Raw genomic sequence first — 17,331 nt, forward strand, 5'->3', positions numbered from 1 at the left:
TCGGTTTTTTGTATCAAGAATCAGACCCGTCGGTCCGACCGTGCGACCGTCCCTCGCCAGACAGGAGGCATCGATGCCGCCCGCCGAGACCTCGTCGTCCACCGCCACCCGCGCCCGGCCGTTCCGTGACGGCCTGCTCACCCTGCAGCCGCTGCGCCTGTTGGGGTCGCGATGCACGGCGTGCGACTGCGCCGTCTTTCCCGCGCGCACCTTCTGCCCGGCGTGCCGGGCGGCGACGGTCGATCCCGTCGAGCTCTCACCTGTCGGCCGCGTGCACTCGTTCACCGTGGTCCGCCAGGCACCACCGGACGTCGAGGTGCCCTACACACTCGCCTGGATCGACCTGCCCACCGATCGGGTCCGGCTGATGGCACAGGTCGTCGGCGTGCCACCCGAGGAGGTCACGCTGGACATGCCGGTGGAGCTGGAACCGGCCCCCTTCGGCGTCGACGACACGGGTTCGGAGCTGGTCGGGTTCCGCTTCCGCACCTCCGCGGGGGTGTCGTCATGAGCCTGGCTCCCGCCCACGTCGCCGGTGTCGGCATGACCCGCTTCGGCAAGTACCCCGCCGACGTGACACTCGAGTCGATGGCGGTCACCGCGGCCCGGTCGGCGCTCGCGGACGCCGGTGCCGAGCTGTCGGCGGTCGACGGTCTCTACGTCGGACACGTCTTCGGTGGCCCGGTGGCCGGTCAGCGGATCGCCGCCCGGCTCGGGCTCGACGGGCGTCCGGTGTCCAACCTCGAGAACTACTGTGCCAGCGGTGCCACGGCGATCCGCGAGGCGTGGATCGCGCTCTCCGCCGGCCTGCACGACGTCGTCCTGGTCATCGGTGTCGAGAAGATGACCGACCGGATCGCGGGCGGGGTCCGGCCGGATCCCGGTGACCTCGACGCGGCCATCGGCTACGTGATGGCGGCCGGGCACGCGATGAGCGCGCGGCGCTACATGGCCGACCACGGGGCCACCCGGGACCAGATCGCGGCGGTGGCGGTGAAGAACCACGCCCACTCCGTACACAATCCGTTCGCGCAGTACCAGAAGCCGATCACCCTCGCGCAGGTCCTGGACGCACGCCCGATCGCCGAGCCGCTCGGTCTGCTGGACTGCAGCCCGATCTCCGACGGCGCGGCCGCGGTGCTGCTCTGCACCCGGTCCGGCTTGCGCCGGCTCGGGCTCGACGCCACCGGCCCGCGGGTCCGTGGCGTCGGCCTGGTCAGCGGATCTGTGCAGACCGGCCTCAACGATCTCAACGCCGAGGACGTCTCGCACCGTGCCGGGCAGGAGGCGTGGCGGCTGTCCGAGGTCGGGCCGGATGACATCGACGTCGTCGAAATGCACGACTGCTTCACGATCGCGGAGATTGTCCGGATGGAGGGTCTGGGCCTGGTCCCCCGCGGCCGGGGCGCCGCCTGGGCCGCGGACGGGGAGACCGCGCTCGGCGGCCGTTTACCGGTCAATCCGAGCGGCGGCCTGCTGTCCCGCGGCCACCCCGTCGGCGCGACGGGCGCGGCGCAGGTCTGCGAACTCACCTGGCAGCTGCGCGGCGCGGCCGGCGGCCGGCAGGTCGACGGGGCACGCGCGGCACTGGCGTACTGCAAGGGCGGGACGGTCAACGGCACCGACGGCGGGTCGGTCACGACGGTGGTGATGACGGCATGAGGTCCATCGCCACCTCGACCGTCCGCGGCACGGGGGCGCTCGCGCCCGCCGTCCGGGACGCGACCGACCGGCTCGACCCCGCCGCACCGGTCGCGGTCCTGGTACCGCGGGTCCCGGTGCCGGCCCCGCTCGCCGAGCTGACCGACGACCGGCTGACCACCGACGTCGCCGAGGCACTCGAGTCCGTCCTCGTCGACGTGCAGGCGGTCGTCGACGGAATCACCAGACTCGTGTTCGTCCTGCCGCACGAGCCGCTGATGGCCGTCGCGTGCGGTACCGCCGCGTCCGCCGTGTCGAACGGCGTGCTCTCGATGGCCCGCACGCTGGCCATCGAGCTCGCCCGCGAGGGGACGACCGTCAACGTCGTGGCCGTCGACGCCGCGGACCCCGCGGTCGCAGCCCTCACCGGCCAGCTCGCCGTCCTCACCGGCGACGGTGGGGCCGCGATCACCGGGCAGGAGATCTACCTGACGGCCGGTACCGACCTGGGGAGGCTGCGCCCGTGACTCGGATCGTGCTGGTCACAGGAGGGGCCGGCGGCATCGGTCGCGCGGTCTGCGCGCGGCTCGCCGCCGAGGGCGACACCGTGCTGCTCGCCGATCTCGACCGGGCGGCTGTGGAGGACGTCGCGGGCGCGATCGGGCACGACGTCGTCCCCTGGATCCTCGACGTCACCGACGCCGGGTCCCGCCGGGCGGCGGTGGCCCGCGCGGACGAGCTGGGCGGAGCGGATCTCCTGGTCAACTGCGCCGGGGTGCTGCGCGACGCCCGGATCCGCGCGCTGGACCCGAGCCTGTTCCGCCGGCTGACCGAGATCAACCTCGTCGGTCCGCTCGCGATGGCGCGACTCGTCGCCGCGGGGATGGCCGAGCGCGGCCGGGGTGCCATCGTCAACGTCGCCTCGCGAGCGTGGTTGGGGACGTTCGGCTCGACCGCCTACTCGACGGCCAAGGGCGGCCTGGTCGGCGCCACCCGGTCGCTGGCACTCGAGCTGGGGCCACGGGGGATCACCGTCAACGCGGTGGCACCGGGATTCGTCGAGACCCCGATGACCGACGGGCTCCCGTCCGAGATCCGCCGCAGGACCCTCGCCGCCATCCCTGTCGGTCGGGCCGGGACACCGGACGACGTGGCCGCGGCGGTCGGCTACCTGGCCGGCACCGGCTACGTCACCGGACAGGTGCTCGTCGCCTGCGGTGGCCGCAGCATCGGCGCCCCGTACGCGGAAGGACGGAACTGATGGAGGAGGACGCGTCACACGGACCGTTGCACGGGATCCGGGTGGTCGAATTCGCCGGCCTGGGTCCGGGCCCGTTCGCCGCGATGCTGCTCGCCGACGCCGGCGCGGACGTGATCCGAGTCGACCGTCCGGCCGTCCCGGTCGACGGTGGTGCACTCACCCGCGGGCGGCCGTGGATCGGTCTCGATCTCAAGACCGGCACCGGGCGGGCGACCGCGCTGGCGCTGGCCCGGCGGGCCGACGTGCTGATCGAGGGCTTCCGTCCCGGGGTGATGGAGCGTCTCGGGCTCGGTCCCGAGGTCTGCCTCGCCGCGAACCCGCGACTGGTCTACGGGCGGATGACCGGATGGGGCCAGGACGGTCCGCGGGCACACGAGGCCGGACACGACATCAACTACCTGGCCGAGACCGGTGCCCTGCGCTCCATCGCGCGCTGCGGTGAGGCGCCGGTCCCGCCGCTCAACCTGGTCGGTGACTACGGCGGCGGGGGGATGCTCCTCGCCTTCGGCATCACCACCGCCCTGCTCGAGCGGCACACCAGCGGTCGGGGACAGGTCGTCGACGCGGCGATGACCGACGGAGTCAGCCTGCTCATGACCGGCATCTGGAGCCGGGCCGCACAGGGTCGCTGGTCCGGCGAGCCCGGGACCAACGACATCGACTCGGGTGCTCCGTTCTACGACGTCTATCCGACCGCCGACGGCGAGTACATGGCGGTCGGCGCGATCGAGCCCCGGTTCTGGACCCGCCTGCTCGACGGGCTCGGACTCGACCCGGCCGAGCTGCCCGAGCAGTGGGACCGGGAGCGGTGGCCCGCGGCGAAGAAACGGGTCGCGGAGGTCTTCGCGGGTCGCTCCCGAGCCGAGTGGACGGCCGTGTTCGCCGATCGCGACGCCTGCGTCACACCCGTGCTGAGCATGGCCGAGGCGCCCGACGCTCCGCAGATCGCCGCCCGCGGGACGCTGCACCGGGGGCCCGACGGGCCGCAGCCCGCGCCCGCGCCCCGGCTGGGCCGGACGCCGCTGCGGGTGCGGACGCCGTCCACCGCGGCCGACGTCCTCGAGCGTTGGGGAGTTGTCCCGAGTGAGCGGCGATGACCGCGGTCGATCACCCAACCGGACTGATACTTTATGCGGGTTCGGATCGTCGACGCCGAGGAGAGTCCATGGCCGGGCGCTCGACCGGCGCGCCTCGTGTACAGCGCCGTGCGATGGCGGTGGAGGTCGCCGAGCACATCCGGTCGATGATCTTCGACGGTCGGCTCTCCGCCGAGCAGCGGGTCCCCCAGGACGCGATCGCGGCCGAGCTCGGCGTCAGCCGGCTCCCCGTGCGCGAGGCGCTGATCACCCTCGAGTCCGACGGGCTGGTCGCCTCGGAACCGCACCGGGGGACCTTCGTCGTACCCATCCGCTCCGAGGACATCGACGACCACTACCGGCTCTACGGCATGGCGCAGGGCCTCGCGGCGGGCGGCGCGGCGCGGCGGATCACCGAACCGGTCCTGACCAGGCTCGACGAGCTGCACCGGGCGATGTCGGAGAGCACCGACCCGGACCTCGCGCACGACCTCAACTGGGAGTTCCACTCCCTCGTCAACCACACCGGGGCGAGCAGGCGGACGCTGTCGGTGCTCCGCCAGCTCTCGCACGCACTCCCCCGCGAGGTCTACAGCATCCCCCACCCTGCGCGACCGGCCGCGGTGCGGCAGCACGCCGAGATCGTCGAGGCCCTGCGCGCCCGGGACGGGGCGGCGGCCGACCGCCTGAACCAGGAGCACGTGCGTGCCGAGGGCGACGAGGTCGTTGCGCTCCTCAAGCGCAACGGAATCCTCTCCGACTGATCCCGTCCGAGGCCAGCCCTACCGCCCTGCCCGCATGTATCAAAAATCAGAATGGATCATCCGATGTCGTATGACCCGATGGTTCCGACTGCCCCCGAGGCCACAGCGACCCTGCCCGGAATCGCCCTCCATCGAGCCGAGACCGACCCGGGCTGTGAGGCCCTCGTGGCTCCGGAGGGCCGGCTGACCTGGTCCGGCCTCGCCGACCGCATCCGGTCCCTGGCGACCGCACTGGCCACGGACGGGGTGGGGCCGGGCGTCCGGGTCGGCGTCCTGCTCCCCAACGGGATCCGCTGGGTCGTCGCCGCCCTCGCCGTCCAGCACGCGGGCGCGACCGTCGTGCCGATCAACACGTGGTACCGGTCGGCCGAGATCGCGCACGTGCTCGACGAGGCCGGGATCGGCCTCGTGATCACCGACGGGACGGTGTTCGGACGCGATACCCTCACCGAGCTCGCCGCCGCGGGTCTCTCCGACCGCACGGCGGACGGCCGATCGGGCACCATCGTCTGGCGTGCGGACGAACCGCTCCCCGAGATGGTCGGTGAGACCGACCACGCGCCGACCGTGCCGGGCGCCCGCCCGGACGGGCTGGCCTACGTGCTGTTCACCAGCGGATCGACGTCCCGGCCGAAGCCCGTTCCGCTGCGCCACGACCGGCTGCTCCGCAACGCGACGGAGATCGGGCGCCGTCAGCACCTGAAACCCGGTGACCGGCTGTGGATCTCCGCACCCTTCTTCTTCGGATACGGATGCTCGAACGCCCTGCCGGTGGCGCTGAGCCATGGCGTCACCCTGTGCATCGAGGAGCGACCGACAGGTGACACCTCCCTGGAGTTCATCGCCCGGGAACGCTGCACCGTCTACTACGGATTCGGCCCGACCACCCGGAACCTGCTGGCCGCCCCGGGCTTCAGCAGCCACGACATCTCGGCGCTGCGGACCGGGACGACCGGGTTCACCCGCGAGGATCGCCGGCTGGTCCTCGAGGAACTCGGGGTCACCGGGATCTGCAGCGTCTACGGCCTCACCGAGGCCTACGGCCACTCGGCCATGACCGATGCGGACGACCCGCCTGAGATCGTCCTGGGCACCGCCGGGCGTGTGCTCGACACGCAGGAGATCCGCATCGTCGACGACGAGGGCCGAGTTGTACGTACCGGCGGGACCGGGGAGATCGAGCTGCGCGGCTGCGTGATCGACGGCTACCTCGGCGATCCTGCACTCGGCGAGGGCGCCTTCCGGGAAGGCGGCTGGTTGCGTACCGGCGACCTGGGGGCTCTCGACGCCGAGCAGCGGCTCAGGGTGGTCGGGCGGCGCAAGGAGATGTTGAAGATCAAGGGCATCAACATCGCACCGATCGAGGTCGAGGAGCTGCTCTGCAGCCACAGCGACGTCGACCAGGCCTTCGTGGTCGGGGTCGAGGACCGTCTCGGGACCGAGGAGATGGTCGCCGCCGTCATCCCCCGTGGCGTCCCCGCCGACGACCTCGCGCGGCGGCTCGCCGACCACGTGCGGGAGCGTGCGGCCGGCTACAAGGTCCCGGCCCGTATCGAGGTCCTCGCCGAGGACGACGTCCCGCTCACCGACACCGGCAAGTTCAGCAAGCGGCTGCTGCGCGACATGCTCTCCGGAGGCGCCCGATGATCGCCGGCACGCTGGCCGAGGGGATCGGGTTCACTGAAGGACCACTGTGGACGACCGACCAGCGGCTCCTCGTCGTCGCGCTGTCCCGGGGAGCCGTCGTCGAGATCGGGCTGGAAGGGGGCGTCCGCCGCAGCATCGACGTCGGTGGCGGACCGAACGGGCTCGCCGAGGACGAGAGCGGCACCGTCTGGGTCGCCCAGAACGGAGGTGCGGTCCGGACGAGCAGCTCCACCCGCCCGGCCCAGGCGGGACTGCAGCGGATCGGACCGACGGCCAGCGTCGACGACCTTCCCGTCACCGGAGCGCAGGCCCCCAACGACCTCGCAATCGGACCGGACGGCCGCCTCTGGTTCACCGACCCGGGGCCACCCGGATCCACCACGCATGGACGAGTCCTCGCGCTCGACCGGGACTCCGGTGCCGTGGACGTCGTCCTCGCCGACGTCGACTATCCCAACGGTCTGACCTTCTCCGGTGACGATCTGTTCCTTGCGCAGACCAGCCGCGGCATCGTGAGCCGGCACCGCTGGGACGGCGAGCGGCTCCGGCCTGCCGGCGAGCCGCTGGTCCTGCCGGAAGGTGGGCCGGACGGCCTCGCTCTCGATGTCGAGGGCCGGTTGTACGCCGCGTCCCCCGACGCGAACTCGATCGTCGTGTTCGGACCGGACGGCGCCGTCGAGGAGAAGCTCGGGTTCTCCGAGCCGACCTTCCCGACCAACCTCTGCTTCGCGGGACCGGACTTCGACCTGCTGGTCGTCACCGCGGGGAAGGGCGGGCGGGTCCTGCTCTGCGAACGTTCCTCCGACGTGCCGGGCCTCCCGCTGGGGTGGGGATCGTCGTGATGCCCGGGGACCGAACCCGAACCCGCGCAGCCTCAGGAGCCGACACCACGCACACCGCGAAACTTCAGTTCGCTCCACCATCGGTCCCACGGCTCCGCCCGACAGCCGGCTCGTCCAAATCGACGCGCTTTCGCGGCGAGCGGGCCGCGACCGACTGCGCCCGATGAGTGCCACTTCGCGGAGGGGCGGGAACGCGGGCGGCCAGTGACATCGGTTGGCGTGCATAAGCGTTGGCATTCCCGTTGGGCGGGACCGTCGCCGAGCCAGCCTCTACGTCTCTCACTGCGCCACCTACGACGACGTGCGGGTCAATCCGCGCCGGCCTCACAGTCCGGCGCCTCGGGACGCACGGTGTCGCACAACGACACCCGCCCGACGTCGCGGTGGAGACCGCCGACGTCGTACTGGCAGATCGAGCCCGCCCGGCGAGCGCACTGACCGCCCGGCGGTTCCGAGGTCACGCCCGCGGGCACGGCCGGCCGTCACCGCGGAGCGCGCGGATCATCGTCCGGTGGTATCCCCGGAGTCCGTGGGCTCGCACTCGATGTCGGGGAAGCCGACGGTCCCGAGCGTCTCCACGACCGGCGCGGCCGAGTCGATCCCCTGCAACGGCAGCGCGTACCGACACCGCCAGCGCGACCACCGACCGGCGTGGGCCCGCCCCGGAGTCCACGGCCGGACACCCGGGCGGACCCACCGACGGTCAGGCGCTCGCGCCGGTGATCTCGTTCGGCGTCGCAGGCAGGGTCGCCGAGTTCGTGACCTCGCCGGCGGCGAGGTCGACGGCATGCACCGCGTTCGCGCCCGGCTCGGTGACATACGCCGTGCCGCCGCGGACGAACAGAGCGGGACGGGCCTGCTGCCAGTCCAGCGGCTCCTCCCACGCCTCGATCACCGGGATCGTGCGGATCACGCTGCCCGCGGCCGGGTCGATCTCGTGGATGCTGCCGTCGGTGCCCAGCACCAGCGCCTCACCCTCGGGGCCGCGGGACAGCGAACGGAACGTGTAGCTGGTGCCGAGATCGACCAGCTGCAGCCGGTTGGTCTCGGTGTCGATCAGCGACACCTGGGTGGGCCGCTCGAGTTCGGCGGCCTCGTCCTGCTTGTAGTCACCGAGGGTGACCGGAGACACGTCAGAGCCGGCCTGGTTGCCGATCCGGCCGTAGGGCGTCGGGCTGTCCACCTTGGTGATCGCACCGTCCCGGTAGATCAGCACCCCGGTCTCGCAGCCGATGACCACGGCCTCGCCCCGGGCGGTGGCCTCACCGTGCACGCCGGGGCAGTCCTCGTTGCGGGTGATCTCATTGCGGGCGGCGTCGAGCGCCACGATGCCCGGGCGTTCCTCTTCGTTCCCGAGGGTCGTGACCAGCGATCCGTCCGCCAGCTCCACGGCGACGCCATGATGCGCCTCGGGCGTGGTGTAGGTGTCGGCGGCGTCCGGACCGTCGAGGACCGCATCTGAGTCCAGCATCGTGACCTCGCCGGTGCCGTCGGCGAACAGCGCGGTCCGGCCGTGGTGGTTGACCACGTGCCCGGGCGTCGGTGCGGGGTACTCGACGTCGGTCAGTGCCCCGGCACCCATGTCCAGCACGCGGAACCCGGTGGAGGTCGACACCATGGCGTGCCGGCCGTCGGCGACGGCATTCAGGCGGTTGAACCCGGGCAGCTCGATCTCGCTCCGCAGCTCGAGCGTGCCTCCGTCGAGGACGTAGATGCCGCCGTCGTGGGTCAGGGCGATGGGGTCGGTGACGGACGCCGGTGCGGGCTCGGCGGCCCCGCCGGTGCCGCATGCGGACAGTGCCAGTGCCGCGACGGTGAGACTGGAGAGCGCGACGGCGGTGCGCCGGCGCGGCCGGGTACGGGACGTCATGGTCGTGAACCTCTTTCCGGTGGTTGCGATGCCGTGGTCGGTCACCGCGCGATCAGTTCTGCAGCCCCTCGCCGATGGCGACGGTGTTGGAGCGCATGAGGTCGAGATAGGTCTCCGCGCCCGACCCGGGACCGCCCAGCGACTCGGAGAACAGCGGGACGACCTCGACGTCCACACCGGCCTGTTCGGCGAGCACCCGGGCGAGACGGTCGGGCTGCGAGGAGTCGGCGAAGATCGTCGGGACGCCGGCGCCGCGGATCGTGTCGGCCAGACCGCTCAGGTCCGAGGCACTGGGCGAGGCGAGCGTGGTCCCGCTGGGCAGCACCGCGCCGACGACCTCGAAGTCGTAGCGCTGCGCCAGGTACCCGAAGACGTGGTGGTTGGTGACGAGCGTGCGCCGCTCGGGCGTGATCGCGGCGAAGCTCACGGTCATGTCCGCGTCCAGTGCGGTGATCTCCTCGGCGTAGCGCTCGGCGTTGGCCCGGACCGCAGCCGGGTCGACGCCGTCGACGTGGGCGACGACCTCCTCGGCGATGAGCAGCGCCGCGTCGCGTACCCGCAGCGGATCGGTCCAGAAGTGCGGGTCCGGTGCTCCGCCGCTCTCACCCGAGACGTAGGGGATCGGGTCGACGCGCTCTCCCACGGCCACCTCGGGGGTCCCCACGTCGGCCGCAGCTCGGACGTTGCGTCCGATCCCCTCCTCGAGACCGAGTCCGTTGTGGATGATGAGGCCGGCGCGTTCCATCCGGGCCGCTTCCTGCGCGGAGATCCCGAACGAGTGCGGGTCGGCGTCCGGCTTCATCAGCACCGTGATCTCGGCCTGGTCGCCGACCACGTTGCGGGTGACGTCACCGAGGATGTTGGTGGTGACGACGATTCCGTCGCGGTCCGCCGCGACGGCGCCGCAGCCGCTCGACAGCAGCGCGACGACCAGGAGCAGCAACGCCGGGACGCGGATCCGGCGCCCGGCCGGGCGGGTCCGGCTCATCGCCCGGTCTCGATCATGAAGCTGGCCCGGCCGGGGACCTGCAGGGTCCGCGCGACCCGCAGGTCGTCGCCGTGGTCGATCTCGTGGATCGTGCCGCCGGAGGGGTCGTTGACGTAGGCGCGTTCGGTGTCGAGCTCGATCGTCACCAGCCCCTCGGCCTCGGCCACGGCATCCGCGTCCAGCAGCGGCCGCTCCGCCTCGGTGCGCCCGTCGGCCGGGTCGAGAGCGCGCAGGACCCCGTCCGGCCCCAGCGCGAGGAACGGCCCGTCCTCACCGACGGTGGTGACCGCCACGGTGGATCCGGTCGCGATCCGGGTCCACGTCCGCGCACCCAGGTCGAGCGACCAGGCCGCCTCGTCACCCGCCCGGGCGGCCAGGGTGGAGCTGCCGGGCCGTCCGGTGAACGACCGTGCCCGCTCCCCCTCGGCGACCGGTTCCGGGTACGGGATCCGCAGTGCGCTGAACTCACCGTCCTTCTCGGTCACCAGCAGGGCACCGTCGGCGCAGCCGAACACCGCGCCGCGCCGGGTCAGGGCCGCGCCCTCCGGGGCGGGGCACGGCTCGGCGAGGGCGGCGACCTCGTCCCCTTCCCGGTCGCGCACCGAGACCCGGGCCGGGCCGGCCGCACCGGGCGAGGTGGTCGCGACGAGGACGCGCCCGGCCAGCGGCACGGCGGCGCCGGTGGCACCGGCCGTCCCGGCGCCGGGCGCGATCGCCCCGTCCTCCAGCGCGGCCCGGTCCAGCACCGAGATCGCGCCGGAGCCGGCGGACAGGACCGAGGCGCCGTCGTCACCGACCACCGCGAGCGGCGCCTCGCCGGGCAGCTCGCCGACCTCGCCGATCCCGGTGCGGTAGTAGTGCACGTGGTCGCCGTGGTCGACCGTCCAGGCGCCGCTGTCGACGATGCGGGTCACGCCGTCGACCCCGGCCACGTAGCCGAAGCGGCCGTCCCCGGCCATGCCGCGCGGTCCCGGCACGGACGCGACCTCGGTGGCCTCCTCGGTCAGCAGGTCCAGCACGGTCACCGCGCCGGAGCCGGCGTCGGCGACGACCAGCCTGGTCTGCGCCTCGGCGGTCTCCTCGGCGCCCTCGACGTAGCCGTGCGGAGCCCCTTCGCCGGGCGGCTCCGGATCGATGGCGCATCCCGAGGCGAGGGCGGCGACGAGTGCGAGTGGACAGAGGACGCGGCGCACAGGTGATGTGGGCATCAGGAGGTGTGGTTCTCGACAATCTCCGCGGACCCGGCCACGGTCGGTGCCGGCCGCCGCCGGGAACGCAGCGCGGCGGCGAGGCAGGACAGGAAGAACAGACCGACGGCGGTGGCGGCGACGGTGGCCCCGGCCGCGGTACCGGCGTGCCAGGACACGAGGAGCCCCGCGCCGTTGGCGACGATCCCGAGCAGCGCCGCGCCGGCCATCACGCCTGGGATCCGTCGGGCCCACAGCACCGCCGCCGCGGGCGGCGCGATGAGCAGGGCGAACACCAGTAGCGTGCCGACCACCCGAAAGGAGGCGACGATCGCGAGGGTGAGCAGCACGAGCAGGAGGCCGTGCGCGAGCCCGGGCTGCAGCCCCAGCGTGTGCGCCTTGCGTGGGTCGAAGGCCAGCGCGACGAAGGCCCGGTGACCGGCCGCACCGAGCAGCAGGGTCGCGACCACCGCCGCGGCGAGCTGCCACAACTCGCGGGTCCCGACCGCCAGGACGTCGCCGAACAGGAACCCGGTGAGATCCACCGCGAAGGACGCCGACGACGACACGACGATCACGCCGGCGGCCAGCATCCCGACGAACAGCAACCCGATCGCGGTGTCCTGTGACAGCTGCCGCGACCGGCCGAGCGCCGACACTCCGGCCGCCATCACCATCGCACTGGCCACCGCACCGACGACCAGGTCGACGCCGGCGAGCGCGGCGAGCGCGACCCCGGGAAGCAGCCCGTGTGACATCGCGTCGCCGAGGAAGGCCATCCCGCGCAGGACGACCCAGGTGCCGGCGACGGCGCAGACGATCGACACGAGAACCCCCGCGACGAACGCCCGCTGCACGAACCCGACGGCGAACGGCTCCAGTAACCACTCCATGACGAGGCGGTACGCTAAGCACAATGAGAACGATTATCGATATCTTGTGACCGGGCCGACATGCAGCCCGTGGTGACCCTCGACGCCGTGACCGTCGGCTACCCCGTACGAGTCGTGCTGGAGTCGGTCGACGCGGCGCTACCGGCCGGGCGCACCACCGCGATCGTCGGACCCAACGGCAGCGGGAAGTCCACACTGCTCGACGCGATCGCCGGCGTCCGTCCGGTGCTGTCCGGTTCGGTGACCCGGTCGTGCCGGACGCGGCCCGCGTACGTCACCCAGCGCAGCGCGCTCCCCGACTCCCTGCCGCTGACGGTTCGGGCGGCGGTCGCGATGGGCCGGTGGGCGCATCGGGGACCGTGGTTGAGGCTCACGACACGTGACCGCGAGGTGGTGACCGACTGCCTGCGGCGACTGGAACTGACCGCACTCGGAGACCGGTCCGTCGCCTCCCTGTCCGGAGGGCAGCGCCAGCGGATGTTGCTCGCTCAGGGGCTGGCGCAGCAGTCGGAGCTACTCCTGCTGGACGAACCCGAGACGGGGCTCGACGTCGGCGCGACAGAGTTGATCGAGCAGGCCCTCGACGAGGAACGACGGGCGGGCACGAGCGTCGTGCGGATCACCCACGACAGGGCCGTCGCGTTGCGGAGCGATCACTGCCTCGTCCTCGGCCGCGGACTGCTGGTCGCAGCGGACGTTCCGGCGACGGCACTGCGCGCCGGCGCTCCGCCGGCCACGGACGCCTCAGGTCCCCCGAGTTGAGATGTGGGAGCCGCCGGAGACCGGGCACATCACCTGAGCCCATGGGGCCCGGACCGTTGCCGGCCGAGGTTCGCCGACCGGCCGGGACGAGCCAGGACGGGCTCGCCGCGCGCGCCGGCCGACAGCATCGCCGGACCGACACTCGGACTCGAAGAAGGTAACGGCTGCACTCTGTCTCGCCCCGGTTTTGATGGAGGGCAGCAACTCCAGCGAGGATGAGAATCGATGGCTGCCCCACGGAAGTACCCCGACGAGCTGCGGGAACGAGCGATCCGCCTGGTCCGCGACATCAAGGCCGAGTCCGGAGCCAAAGGCGCGTGCCGGCGGGTCGGTGACCAGCTCGGGATCAACCCCAAAACGCTGCGCGGGTGGGTCAACCAGGCCGAGATCGATGACGGTGACCGACCGGGTGTGAGCACCGATCAGGCCGCGAGACTGGCCGAGCTCGAACGCGAGAATCGTGAGCTGCGGCGAGCCAACGCGATCCTGAAATCTGCGTCGGCTTTTTTCGCGGCGGAGCTCGACCGCCCACAGCGTTGATCGTCAACTACATCGACGACCAGAAATCCGAGTTCGGGGTCGAGCCGATCTGCGCCGTCCTCGCCGAGGCCGGCGTCAAGGTTGCCCCGAGCACCTACTACACATTCAAGACCAGGGCGCAGTCAGAGCGTGCGATGCGGGACGGGGTGGTGAGCGCGGAGATCGCGCGGGTGCATGCCGAGAATTTCGGGGTGTATGGGATTCGGAAGGTGTGGAAACAACTTGGCCGCGAGGGTGGAGTCGACGGCGCGCCGGTGGCTCGCTGTACGGTCGCTCGTCTGATGAAGACTGCTGGTCTGCGCGGGATCTCCCGGGTGCGAGTGCCTCGCACGACGGTCCGCGCCAGCGGACCGAACCTACGCCCGGACCTGGTCGAGCGGAACTTCACTGCGACGGCCCCGAACGAGCTGTGGGTAGCCGACATCACCTATGTGAAGACGTATTCCGGGTGGGTGTATGCATCGTTCGTGCTCGATGTGTACTCGCGTCGAGTCGTGGGATGACAGTTGTCGACGAACCTCTACACCGATCTGGCGTTGGACGCGCTCAACATGGGCATCTGGACCCGCGAACGCGACGACCGTGACCTATCTGAACTTGTACATCATTCTGATCGCGGAGTGCAATACGGTGCGATCCGCTACACCGAGCGGCTCGGCGATGTCGACGCGGTTGTGTCAGCGGGCTCGGTCGGCGATTCCTACGATAATGCGATGGCCGAGGCGTTCAACTCGCTGTTCAAGGCCGAACTGGTTCGCAACAAGGGGCCCTGGACCGGGATCAACGACCTGGAGATCGCGGTCGCGGAGTACATCGACTGGTACAACCACCGTCGTCTGCACGGCGAGATCGGCCTGATCCCACCGGTCGAGCACGAAGCCAATTACTACGCCCGGCAGCCCGCCGACGCGTGAGAACCCAGCCTCCACCGAACCCGGTACTTGACATTCGAACCGCTCGTAGCCACCGTTTCGTGTGGTGTCACGGGCTTGTGAGCGCACCAAGGCGACGATCCAGTCGATTCGCTCGTTGTCGGCCCGCGGTCGCCCCTGCCTCCGCCGCCAGCCGATCGCTCCACCCAATGCCCCGAACTTCGGCGTGGATGGGTCGACCCACGCGCTGCACCGGGTCAACGCCGCGGTCCCGCGCAGCATCAAGAGCTATTTCGCGGTGGTGAACCATCTGCGCGTCCGCCTGTGCCGCTCGAGCGACCAAGGCCAGGTGGGGAAAACGCAAACTGTACTGACATGTTAGTATAGTTTGCGTGGAGAGCACGCCGCAGGACCGCAGCCAGTTGAGGAACATCGCGACCTCACCTCTGCGGTGGTGGCTACTGGTGACCGTGGGCGCCGGGCTGCTGCTGATCACGCTGGACAACTCCATCCTCTACACCGCCCTGCCGACGCTGACGGCGGATCTCGGAGCCTCGAGTTCGGCGGCGCTGTGGATCATCAACGCCTATCCCGTAGTGATGGCGGGACTGCTGCTCGGCGCGGGCACACTGGGCGACCGGGTCGGGCACCGCCGGATGTTCGTGGCAGGCCTGTGGATCTTCGGTGTGGCCTCGCTGGCCGCGGCGTTCGCGCCCACCGCTGAGGTCCTCATCGGTGCGCGGGCACTGCTCGCCGTGGGCGCGGCGTCGATGATGCCGGCCACACTCGCGTTGATCCGGCTGACGTTCGCCGACTCCCGGGAACGCAACATCGCGATCGCGATCTGGGGCAGCCTGTCCGTGGTGGGCGCGGCGTTCGGCCCGATCCTCGGCGGGCTGCTGCTCGAACGGTTCTGGTGGGGGTCGGTCTTCCTGATCAACGTCCCCGTGGTGGCACTCGCGCTGGTGGCGACGGCGATCATCGCGCCGCCCAACGACCCGGATCCCTCCAAGAAGTGGGACCTCCTCTCCTCGCTGCAGGCGATGCTCGGACTGGTGGGCGCCGTGCTGTTCATCAAGGAGCTGGCGCACATCCCGCAGAACTGGGCGGTCGTGGCGGGGGCACTGGTGGCCTCGGCGGTCGGCTTCACCCTGTTCGTGCGCCGGCAGCGGCGTATGGACGAGCCACTGCTGGACTTCGGCGTCTTCCGCAACCGGGCGTTCTCCGGCGGAGTGCTGGCGGCGATCTTCGCGATGTTCGCAATCGCGGGTGCGCAGCTGGTAACGACCCAGAGGTTCCAGCTCGTCGAGGGGTTCACTCCGCTAGAGGCTGGGATGCTGGTCGCGGCGGTCGCCCTGGGCGCACTGCCCTCGGGCCTCCTAGGAGCCGCGTTCCTGCACGTCCTGGGGCTGCGGTTCCTCATCGCGGGCGGTCTGGGCGCGGGGGCCCTGGGCCTGGCGCTCGCAGTCCTCTCCATCGGAGTCGAGAGCCTCGCCGTCCTCATCGTCGGCTTCATCGTGACCGGACTGGGTCTGGGAGGGGCGTTCTCGGTGGCCTCGGCCGCGATCATGGGCAACGCCCCACCGCGCAAGGCGGGCATGGCGGCATCGGTCGAGGAGGTGTCCTACGAGATCGGGTCGCTGTCGGCCGTCGCCCTACTTGGGAGCATGCTGACGTTCGTGTACGCCGCGTCGGTGCGGCTGCCCGCCGGAGCCCCCGAGGCTGCACGGGAGAGCATCGCCGACGCGCTCGGAGTGGCGGACGGCGACCCTGCGCTGATCGGTGCGGTCAACGCCGCCTTCGACACCGCCTACCTGGTCGCCATGATCGTGCTCGTCGTCATACTCGCGATCGGCGCCCTGGTCACCGGCCTGCTCCTGCGGGCATATGGTCGCCGCAGCGAGGCGATGGAGTACGCCGACAACCACTGACCACCACCGATTGCATCGAGAGGACCGCCCCGTGCGTGAGAGCAAGAAATCGGCGATCCTCGACGCGGCCGTCGAGGTGATCGAGACCGATGGCGTGACCGCGATCACCTTCGACTCGATCGCTGCCGCCACCGGTATCACCCGGGGCGGGATCCTCTACCACTTCCAGTCCCGAGACGAGCTGATCGCCTCCATCCACCATCACCTCGCACGACGATGGGAGCGACAGCTGGAGGCCGCCTGCGACAAGCCCGTCGACCAGACGACCGCCACCGAACGCCTCGTCGCCTACATCCGCACGGCCGCGGTCTCGGCCACGCGCTCCGAGCTCCAGATGATCCTCGACAGCCAGCACACCGAGCACCAGAGGACCTGGGACGACGTCATGGAACGGTGGACGGGCCGACGCCAGCCCGGGGCGATGGCGGCCGGCCGCACGGCCACCATCGCCCTCCTGGCCGCGGACGGTCTCTGGGTCAACGAGGTCCTCGGCACCCAATCGCTGTCCCGCGACGAGCGCCTGCGCACCGCGGAAGACATCATCACCCTGGTCCAGGGCGACTCGCTAGGCACTGAAGTATCGACCAAAGGAGAAGGCCACCCCGGGTGAGCGACGCGACGATCCTGGTCACCGGCGGTACCGGCAAGACGGGCGGGCGTGTCGCCCGGTTCCTAGGTGGCCGGGCCACGGTGTGCGAGCGGTGTCGTGCTCCGCCCACCTCTCGTTCGACTGGGACGACCGGAGCACGAGGGCGCCCGTGCTCGACGGCGTTCAGGCGATCTACGTGGTCGCCCCGCCCCGGGGGAACCCGACACCGCGGACACGGTCCGGGCGTTCGCCGAGCACGCCGTGCGACACGGAGCCACCCGAGCGGTGATGGCCTCGATCCCGGACGACGGGGGTCGAGGGGTCTTGGAGTGCACGGCACGTCGAGAGCCGACTGAGCGAGGCGGGACCTCTCGCCGGCACGCCGAGCCACCTTGATGCTGCCGTGTGTCCCCATCGGCAAAGGCGGTCGGGCCATGCCGAGCACCTTATTGCTTGTCGAACCCAAGG

General features: G+C 71.4%; 15 protein-coding genes, 1 pseudogene and 1 other annotated feature. Of the genes and pseudogenes, 12 read left to right on the forward strand and 4 right to left on the reverse strand.

Annotation, left to right across the window (positions count from 1 at the left end):
- Window positions 1–73 precede the first annotated feature (73 nt).
- The 8 genes from WIS52_RS23465 (at window position 74) to WIS52_RS23500 (ending at window position 7,231) form a co-directional block, all read left to right on the forward strand.
- The gene (locus WIS52_RS23465; RefSeq protein ID WP_349300508.1) at window positions 74–511 is read left to right on the forward strand and encodes a Zn-ribbon domain-containing OB-fold protein; all 438 of its coding nucleotides are present in this window, start codon (window positions 74–76) and stop codon (window positions 509–511) included.
- Window positions 508–1,662, forward strand: a complete 1,155-nt coding sequence (locus WIS52_RS23470) for a thiolase family protein (protein ID WP_349300509.1) — start codon at window positions 508–510, stop codon at window positions 1,660–1,662. The genes WIS52_RS23465 and WIS52_RS23470 overlap by 4 nt, the downstream gene beginning before the upstream one ends.
- Window positions 1,659–2,168, forward strand: a complete 510-nt coding sequence (locus tag WIS52_RS23475; RefSeq protein ID WP_349300510.1) for a hypothetical protein — start codon at window positions 1,659–1,661, stop codon at window positions 2,166–2,168. The genes WIS52_RS23470 and WIS52_RS23475 overlap by 4 nt, the downstream gene beginning before the upstream one ends.
- Window positions 2,165–2,902, forward strand: a complete 738-nt coding sequence (locus WIS52_RS23480) for an SDR family NAD(P)-dependent oxidoreductase (RefSeq protein ID WP_349300511.1) — start codon at window positions 2,165–2,167, stop codon at window positions 2,900–2,902. The genes WIS52_RS23475 and WIS52_RS23480 overlap by 4 nt, the downstream gene beginning before the upstream one ends.
- Window positions 2,902–3,999 (forward strand): CaiB/BaiF CoA transferase family protein, encoded by a 1,098-nt coding sequence (locus tag WIS52_RS23485; RefSeq protein WP_349300512.1) that lies wholly within the window; start codon window positions 2,902–2,904, stop codon window positions 3,997–3,999. Before WIS52_RS23480 ends, WIS52_RS23485 begins: the two co-directional genes overlap by 1 nt.
- Before the next feature lie 68 nt (window positions 4,000–4,067).
- Window positions 4,068–4,742, forward strand: a complete 675-nt coding sequence (locus WIS52_RS23490) for a GntR family transcriptional regulator (RefSeq protein ID WP_349300513.1) — start codon at window positions 4,068–4,070, stop codon at window positions 4,740–4,742.
- Between the two features lie 78 nt (window positions 4,743–4,820).
- Window positions 4,821–6,389, forward strand: a complete 1,569-nt coding sequence (locus WIS52_RS23495) for a class I adenylate-forming enzyme family protein (protein ID WP_349300514.1) — start codon at window positions 4,821–4,823, stop codon at window positions 6,387–6,389.
- On the forward strand, window positions 6,386–7,231 hold the full coding sequence (locus WIS52_RS23500; RefSeq protein WP_349300515.1) for an SMP-30/gluconolactonase/LRE family protein: 846 nt from the start codon (window positions 6,386–6,388) through the stop codon (window positions 7,229–7,231). The genes WIS52_RS23495 and WIS52_RS23500 overlap by 4 nt, the downstream gene beginning before the upstream one ends.
- A gap of 703 nt (window positions 7,232–7,934) precedes the next feature.
- Here the strand turns inward: WIS52_RS23500 and aztD are convergent.
- The 4 genes from aztD to aztB are packed head-to-tail and all read right to left on the reverse strand — an operon-like array spanning window position 7,935 to window position 12,169.
- Complete coding sequence (gene aztD / locus WIS52_RS23505; RefSeq protein WP_349300516.1) at window positions 7,935–9,101, reverse strand: zinc metallochaperone AztD; 1,167 nt, start codon at window positions 9,099–9,101, stop codon at window positions 7,935–7,937.
- A 52-nt stretch (window positions 9,102–9,153) separates the two neighbouring features.
- Window positions 9,154–10,089 carry a zinc ABC transporter substrate-binding protein AztC gene (gene aztC / locus WIS52_RS23510; RefSeq protein ID WP_349300517.1) on the reverse strand — a complete coding sequence of 312 codons (936 nt, stop codon included), beginning with the start codon at window positions 10,087–10,089 and terminating at the stop codon, window positions 9,154–9,156.
- Window positions 10,086–11,297 (reverse strand): hypothetical protein, encoded by a 1,212-nt coding sequence (locus WIS52_RS23515; RefSeq protein ID WP_349300518.1) that lies wholly within the window; start codon window positions 11,295–11,297, stop codon window positions 10,086–10,088. The genes aztC and WIS52_RS23515 overlap by 4 nt, the downstream gene beginning before the upstream one ends.
- A complete protein-coding gene (gene aztB / locus WIS52_RS23520) occupies window positions 11,297–12,169 on the reverse strand; it encodes a zinc ABC transporter permease AztB (RefSeq protein WP_349300519.1) in 873 nt (290 codons plus the stop codon). The genes WIS52_RS23515 and aztB overlap by 1 nt, the downstream gene beginning before the upstream one ends.
- Before the next feature lie 60 nt (window positions 12,170–12,229).
- Between aztB and aztA the strand changes: the two genes are divergently transcribed.
- From aztA to WIS52_RS23540, 4 genes and pseudogenes are all read left to right on the forward strand, one after another.
- Window positions 12,230–12,931, forward strand: coding sequence for a zinc ABC transporter ATP-binding protein AztA (gene aztA, locus WIS52_RS23525; RefSeq protein WP_349300520.1), 702 nt, complete (start codon window positions 12,230–12,232; stop codon window positions 12,929–12,931).
- Window positions 12,932–13,156: 225 nt separating this feature from the next.
- Window positions 13,157–14,385: pseudogene (locus WIS52_RS23530) on the forward strand (IS3 family transposase).
- Window positions 13,432–13,560: a sequence feature (AL1L pseudoknot), on the forward strand. Its footprint overlaps the pseudogene before it by 129 nt.
- Window positions 14,386–14,735: 350 nt before the next feature.
- Window positions 14,736–16,274, forward strand: a complete 1,539-nt coding sequence (locus tag WIS52_RS23535) for an MFS transporter (protein WP_349300521.1) — start codon at window positions 14,736–14,738, stop codon at window positions 16,272–16,274.
- Window positions 16,275–16,305: 31 nt separating this feature from the next.
- A complete protein-coding gene (locus tag WIS52_RS23540; protein ID WP_349300522.1) occupies window positions 16,306–16,884 on the forward strand; it encodes a TetR/AcrR family transcriptional regulator in 579 nt (192 codons plus the stop codon).
- The last annotated feature ends 447 nt before the right edge of the window (window positions 16,885–17,331 follow it).

It is taken from the genome of Pseudonocardia nematodicida (assembly GCF_040105385.1).
Taxonomy (GTDB): Bacteria; Actinomycetota; Actinomycetes; order Mycobacteriales; family Pseudonocardiaceae; genus Pseudonocardia; species Pseudonocardia nematodicida.